The organism is Methanosarcina barkeri MS (genome assembly GCF_000970025.1).
Lineage (GTDB): Archaea > Halobacteriota > Methanosarcinia > Methanosarcinales > Methanosarcinaceae > Methanosarcina > Methanosarcina barkeri.
The window spans coordinates 4,525,917-4,533,209 of sequence record NZ_CP009528.1 but is presented as its reverse complement, the minus strand read 5'-3'; the positions used below and the strand labels follow the sequence as shown (position 1 = coordinate 4,533,209).

At 37.0% G+C, this 7,293-nt stretch carries 4 protein-coding genes; 3 read left to right on the top strand and 1 reads right to left on the bottom strand.

All coding sequences use genetic code 11. The features are described 5' to 3' along the window. Positions 1 to 1,011: 1,011 nt before the first annotated feature. Positions 1,012 to 2,199 (top strand): tyrosine decarboxylase MfnA, encoded by a 1,188-nt coding sequence (gene mfnA / locus MSBRM_RS18585; protein WP_048122630.1) that lies wholly within the window; start codon positions 1,012 to 1,014, stop codon positions 2,197 to 2,199. Positions 2,200 to 2,842: 643 nt separating this feature from the next. Here the strand turns inward: mfnA and MSBRM_RS18575 are convergent. Then, positions 2,843 to 3,835, bottom strand: a complete 993-nt coding sequence (locus MSBRM_RS18575; RefSeq protein WP_048155834.1) for an IS701 family transposase — start codon at positions 3,833 to 3,835, stop codon at positions 2,843 to 2,845. A 143-nt stretch (positions 3,836 to 3,978) separates the two neighbouring features. On the opposite strand from MSBRM_RS18575, the gene MSBRM_RS18570 reads away from it, so the two are divergent. Both MSBRM_RS18570 and MSBRM_RS18565 read left to right on the top strand, forming a co-directional pair. After that, positions 3,979 to 5,073 (top strand): CBS domain-containing protein, encoded by a 1,095-nt coding sequence (locus tag MSBRM_RS18570; protein ID WP_048122628.1) that lies wholly within the window; start codon positions 3,979 to 3,981, stop codon positions 5,071 to 5,073. A 652-nt stretch (positions 5,074 to 5,725) separates the two neighbouring features. Then, complete coding sequence (locus MSBRM_RS18565) at positions 5,726 to 7,255, top strand: TraB/GumN family protein (protein WP_048122625.1); 1,530 nt, start codon at positions 5,726 to 5,728, stop codon at positions 7,253 to 7,255. Positions 7,256 to 7,293 lie beyond the last annotated feature (38 nt).

Sequence of the window (7,293 nt, the reverse complement as noted above, 5' to 3'; positions counted from 1 at the left end):
TCCACCAAAAAACCAACATTATCTAGCTTAGTATAACTGAGATAAAAAGTTATGAATTCCAGAACCAATGAAGGTTGAATTTAAACCCTTTCTTTCGAATGGAAGAAGTTATGAAAATTATAATATTTTTACATAAAATTAAAGAATAAAAATTTTAAGATAAAATTAAAATTATGTAAATATACAGAGTTAAGAAACCTTTAAAAAAATAGTAAATTTAAAATTTTTTGAATTATAAAAGTGAGAAATAGATAAAAGAAATAGAAAAAGCTAGGAAATTAGAGAAATTAAAGAAAGTTAAGGAAATTAAAAAAAATAGAAAAAGCTAGGAAATTAAAAAAGGAAAGGAAGTTATAAAAATCAAGGAAAGGAAAAAAGTGAGAAGGTGAAAAATAAAGAAAGGAAATTAAAGAAAGTTAGGGAAGAAAAAAACAGAGAGAGAAAAGTAAAAACAGAGAGAAGACCCCTGCATTTCCACTGGAACATTTATATAACACCCAGACCCCATGGTTTCCATTAAAGAGATTAGAGATTCTAGGCAGCAAAATAAAATAGAGTTTTATTTTGTTTATCAGTAAAATAATGTTGTTTTGTTATAGAATTAATACTATATATATTTTATTATTAAAAAGGTTAGTTTGTTTTTAGAACAGTTCTTCTTAATATAAAAAAATTTAATTTTATATATTCATTAAATATATTCTTTTTATTGATAACCAATCTATCAGAAAAAGTATTCATTTTCAAAAAATTTATAAATCTAAACTAAATCTAAGCTATATGTTCTGAGAAATTTGCGTCTTCTAGATCTATGAAAACGTCTCCACTCGAAATATAGGTGTCTCCCTCTAAAGCAGATATTACAGACATTAATATGATTATGAGATTTTAACATACATTCCTTTTTTAGATCTTGGATACTTACTCTCCCTGTTGTTATGAAAATTACTTGGTAATTTGGCAGGTATATTCCATAAGTATTTTAAATAAAACTGGTTTTACTTTATCCACATGAATGAGCAGGGTCTTTCTGAGAAAGAGATATTTTCCTATCTGGAAGATGTAAAGTCAGAAGATACGGATTACTATAAGGTTTTAAGTTCAATGTGCACTCACCCGCACAGAGTCGCGGTTGAGGCTCACAGGCTATTTATTGAGGCTAACCTGGGCGATCTGGGACTTTTTGCAGGTGCTCACAGGCTGGAAAAAGAAGTTATCCAGATGCTGGGAGAACTTCTTCATGCTCAGTCTGTTGAAATTCCTTCAGGAGAGTCATGTGAGAGTTCGGTTTGCGGTTATCTTACAACAGGAGGCACGGAATCTAATATCCAGGCTATCAGGTGCATGAAAAACATCGTAACTAAGGACGGGAATAAGTCAGGTGAGATTCTCAATATAGTTGTTCCCGAGTCAGCTCACTTCTCATTTGATAAAGTCGCCAATATGATGGGAATTGAGGTTAAAAGAGCTCTTCTTGATTCTGAATTCAGGGTGAATATTGCATCTGTGAAAAGCCTGATAGACGCAAACACCATCGGACTCGTAGGGATAGCAGGAAATACGGAATTTGGACAGGTAGATCCGATTGAGGAACTTTCACAACTTGCTCTTGAAAATGAGCTTTTCCTTCATGTTGATGCAGCTTTCGGAGGGTTTGTGATTCCATTTCTTGAAAAGCCATATTCTTTCGATTTCAAAGTTCCAGGCGTTACTTCCATTGCAATAGATCCTCATAAGATGGGGCTTTCCACAATTCCCTCAGGTGCCCTATTATTCAGATCTCCTTCTTTTCTTGACTCCCTTAAGGTAAATACTCCATATCTTACAACAAAAGCTCAGTTTACTCTAACAGGTACCCGCAGTGGAGCTTCAGCCGCTGCCACTTATGCCGTTATGAAGTATCTTGGACGTGAAGGGTATAGAAAAAATGTACAGTACTGCATGCAGCTTACCACAAAACTGGTTAAAGAAGCTCGAAAAATCGGCTTTGAACCCCTGATCGAGCCTGTAATGAACGTGGTCGCCCTGAGAGTTCCGAACCCTGACTTTGTGCGGGAACAGCTTCTTAAGAAATTTGGTTGGAACGTCTCAATTACTCGCAATCCAAGATCTCTTCGCTTGGTCCTAATGCCTCACAACACGGCCCGCGATATAGAAGAATTCCTGCAAGATCTGAGAAAAGTAACAGCAGAACTTTAATTTACAGCAGAACTTAATTTACAGTAGAACTTTAATTTACAGTAGAACTTTAATTTACAGTAGAACTTTAATTTACAACAGAACTTTAATTTACAACAGAACTTTAATTTACAACAGAACTTTAATTTACAACAGAACTTTAATTTACAACAGAACTTTAATTTACAGTAGAACTTTAAATCTTACTTCTTTATTATTCACATAATTTCTTCGGTTTTTGCTTAATTGTTTATTTGCTATCACATATTAATCGTGCACTAATTACGTACAAACAGATATGTATAATTATCGCCAAATAATAAATGGGGTCAGTTACCTTTATAAAGAAAAATTTATAAGGCAACTTGATCAGGGGAACTTTAAAAGACAACTTTATGAGGGAAAGTTAATTAGAAGAGTTTATGAGCAGAGTTAAGGGAACTTACGAGCAGCTCCAGTGGGATTTATGAACATAACTACCTATAAATTTCTCCTCCCTATTAGCTGTGTTATTTATGATAGTCTGGACCTGATTTTAAGTTCAGATTTAGCTTTATCTGATTTAGCGTTAGCTCATATTATTCAACGAACTCATATTATTCAACTAGGAGTTACGCAGTTGGCTCCTAGCATATTGTTTTTTCCAAACTTTCAAATATTTGAATTAATTTAACGTGTATTGGGGATTCCTTAAGTATTCTGTCACTGCCACTCTTCTAATTTTCATAGCACTTTCAAACCAGGATATTCCACTTTTGATTCTTTGTAATTCCAGTCTAAGAAAAGCTCTTAATGAGAACATTATATGTGCTCTTTGTGATTCTTCCTTTCTTGCCTGACATTTTTCGACACCACAGAACTGTTTTATTCCCCTATGATATTCCTCAATTTTCCATGACTTCTTTGCCAAATCTTCACGTTTTGCTTCATCCATCTCTTGCACATCTGTAACCCAGTGTTGCGTGTCTCCATTTTTTGAAACTATCCTAAACACCTTTACAAATCCATATGCTTTGAGGTGAACCACACGTCCTTTTGGAGGAATATCTACTGTTTCAAGTGGCACATTTCCCTTGTTGTCAGGATTTACCAAACGATTATTTTTCAATCTTGTAAGGAAATGCCACTCTTTCTGTCTAATGGCTTTAAGGTTTTTCACACTTGCATACCATGTATCAAATAAAACGAATTTGGGATTAAAACCACGTTCTTCGGCCTTGTCAAGCATATCACGGAAATGGTCATTCTTTGTTTTGTCGTCTACATCGATGTTATAAATTCGAAAATCGATAGGTATAACGGTTGTACCGTCAGTCCAAACTAAGGTAACCAGGCCTATTCCCTTTACAGTACGATGATGTTTTCCACTCCACATACGACGAACAAAAGCAATTTCTTCTGCGTATGGTTTATCTAATGTTGAATCATCAACAATTAGGTATCCTCCCTTAAGCTTGACATAACTTTTTACTTCCTCCCATAGTGCTTCCGTGTCTGGAGGTTGCCTTTGAAGGCAACGAGTAAAAGCATCATGAGAAGGAGCATTAGCTATGTCTGGATAACATCTAGCAGCTTCAGTACAGCTAAAAACGTTAGAAGCCGCAATGAGAAAATTAATGTAGTCAATGTCGGTACACTTAGGTGGATTTATGTCCATAACTCCGTACGTTTTTAGAGAAACACTAAGCCATAAGTATATTTATAAAGATATCAAGTTTTCGGCATTTTAACTGCGTAAGTCCTATCAACGTTTAATCATCTGCTTAATATTATAAAAATGAAAATGGGGGTATTTATTTTATGAAATCGTCAGTGAAAATCGGAAGTGTTATGGGTATACCTATCAGGCTTCACATAACTTTTCTTCTCATATTACCTATATTTGCTTATGCGTTTGCGATCAGCCCGCAACCTTTTGGTTTTGAGGGAGTTGAGCCGTCTATCACAAGATACTCGCTTTCAGTCCTGACTGCCATCCTACTTTTTGCTTCGATACTTGTACATGAACTTGCACATTCATATCTGGCAATGCGTTACGGGGTCAAAATTGAGAACATCACTCTCTTCCTTTTTGGAGGAGTATCAGCTATGGAAAAGATACCCAGAGATCCCGGACAGGAAGCAAAAATGGCTTCTGCAGGACCCCTTACAAGCCTTTTAATAGGTTTAGTCTGCCTTTTAATATATGGAAATCTCATTTCCCCTAATCCTATGCTTTCTCAAAACCCGGTATACCTTGTTATCTGGATTCTTGGGATTATGAACCTTATACTCGGGATCTTCAACCTGCTGCCTGCTTTTCCAATGGACGGGGGTAGAGTACTTCGCTCTTTCTACGCGAGAAGAATGTCTTATGTGAAAGCTACGCAGAGTGCAGCAGCCGTGGGAAAATTTTTTGCCGTTCTCATGGCAATTTTCGGAATTCTCATAGGCAATCCCTGGTTCCCTTTGATCGCGCTCTTTATTTATGTTGGCGCGTCTGAAGAGGAGCGCTCTACTCGGGCCGAGGTAACTCTTGAAAATATTAGGGTCAGGGATATTATGACTAGAAATGTAGTTTCAGTAAATCCTTCCATGAGCGTGGACGACTTGGTTAAATTCATGTTTGAGAAGAAACATATGGGTTATCCTGTGATGGAAGGAGACAGCCTGAAAGGAATTGTGACGTTTTCGGACATCCAGCATATTCCTTCTATTGACCGCCCGGCGGCCAAGGTCTCGGATATTATGACCAGAGATATTATCTCGGTATCTCCAGATGCGCAAGCCAGTGATGTCCTGAAACTTGTATCATCTAAAAATATCGGAAGAGTTCTAGTTATTGATAACGGATCGATTGCAGGAATACTCTCAAGAACGGATCTTGTACGGACTCTGAAACTGAGGTCAGAGTAATTCTTAAACACTCTAGATTAGGGAGATTTCCGAGTAAGAAGATTCTTAAGCAGAATTTATCAAGAGGAAATTATCAAAAGAGGTTTTACAGGGAGTTAATCAAAAAAAACGTTTTCATCAAAAAATATTTTTATCAAAAGATATCTTTATCAAAAGACTTGTCAAGATAAGTTTTCATCAAAAGACGTTTTCATCAAAAGATATTTTTATCAAAAGACGTTTTCATCAAAAGACGTTTTCATCAAAAGACGTTTTCATCAAAAGATATTTTTATCAAAAGATCATACTCTATTAAATTTTTCAGAACTCATGTTTTTCCAAATTGTATTAGAATATATTAAATAAGTTTATATATAATTATATAATACAAATATTATAAATAAAGAGAATATAAATCTGAAGGCAAAAAACATAAATCTAAGGATAAAACCTGAAAACAACAAAATATGAATCTAAAGATAAAACCTGAAAGCAGCAAAATATAAATCTCTAGCAGATAATTACCACCAGTTAATTGTCTGCTTATAGCTAAGTTTTTTTATAGCTTGGTTATTTTATGTGAAGAATTTAATTACTCATGCGATTAACTGCAGTCCTTCAAGGGATATGCTTTCACGCATCATCTTAACGCGTCGCAGCAGAGAGATTAACAATGAGCAAACCTGAAATTACAGATTCTCAGGACAAGGACCCTGACTATAATTTTCATAGTACATCTCAGGAGTCAATGTATTCTATGGACAAACTTGTGACCGAATCCGCAGAAAACTCAACTTCTGTCGGAAAGGCTAAAATTTCTGGTTCTTCAATTAATATGCCACAAGAAGAAAAAACTTCTGTGACAGCATCCAAGATAGAACCTGACGAGCTTGAAACAAAGCTTGACATAAGTTCCGAAATTATTGCAGAATCTATTCCTGATTCGGCTTCCGAAGTTTCAATTCCTTCATCTTTTCAATTCTCTGATGCACATCAGGCTGAGTATCAGCCATCAAAAATTGTGCTTATAGGAACTGCCCATGTTTCTGAAAAGAGTGTTGCCGAGGTTAAGGCCGCTATAAGGGATCTAAAACCGGATATTGTGGCTGTCGAGCTTTGCAGGGGACGTTATGATTCCCTGAAGGGCAATGTGCAGGAAAAACAGGTCCCTATTAAGGACATTCTTTCTGAAGGTAAGGTTAACTATTACGTCATTCACTGGCTGCTTGCCTATGTGCAGAAAAAGATCGGTGAGGATATGGGTGTAAGACCCGGAGCCGAGATGCTTTCCGCAATGGAGGAAGCCGAGTCTATAGGAGCTAAAGTTGCCTTAATTGACCGTGATATCCAGGTGACTCTTCAGCGTTTCTGGGGAAAAATGAAGTTTCTGGAAAAAGTCAAGATGATCGGCTCCCTGTTAGGTGGACTAATAGGAATAGGAAAAGGAACCGAAATAGACATTGATAAAATTACGGAAACCGATGTTGTAACTGGTCTTGTAAATGAACTTAGAGATTTTGCCCCGACTGCAGCTGAGGTTCTCATTGATGAAAGGGACGCATATCTTGCAGGAAGTATCCTCAGGGTTGCGGCAGGTGGAAACAAAACTGTTGTCGTGGTAATTGGAGCCGGGCATAAGCCAGGAGTAACTAAGTACCTGAAGAACCCGAAAAGCATTCCTCCTCTGGATAGTCTTATGCAGATTCCAAAGAAACGTATAGGTCTTGGAAAGATTGTTGGCTTTGCTTTTGTTGCCGTTATAGTTGGATTCTTTTTATTACTGCTGCTTTCTGGCGTTCCACTTAAACTCCTGTTAATAGCCTTTGGATGGTGGTTTATTATTACAGGAACCCTCAGTGCAATCGGTACTTTACTTGCAGGTGGACATCCTTACTCAGTTCTGACTGCCTTTTCGGTTGCCTGGCTGACTACTCTGCACCCTCTTATTGCCGCAGGCTGGTTTGCTGGTCTCGTAGAAGCAAAACAGAGAAATCCTACTACCGCAGACTTAAAAGCCCTGGCAGGAGTAGAAACCTTCAGGGAAATGTTCAAAAATAAGTTCATGCGAGTCCTCCTTGTCGCAAGCTTTGCAAACATAGGAAGTATGACAGGGACCGTCGTTGCAGCTTATGTCATGCTGCATGTAACTGGCATTGATCCAAGAGATGTTCTACTTTCTGGGTTCAATGCACTTGGACTCTAAAGTCTTTGATATCTAAGTCTTTGATATCTAAGTCTTTG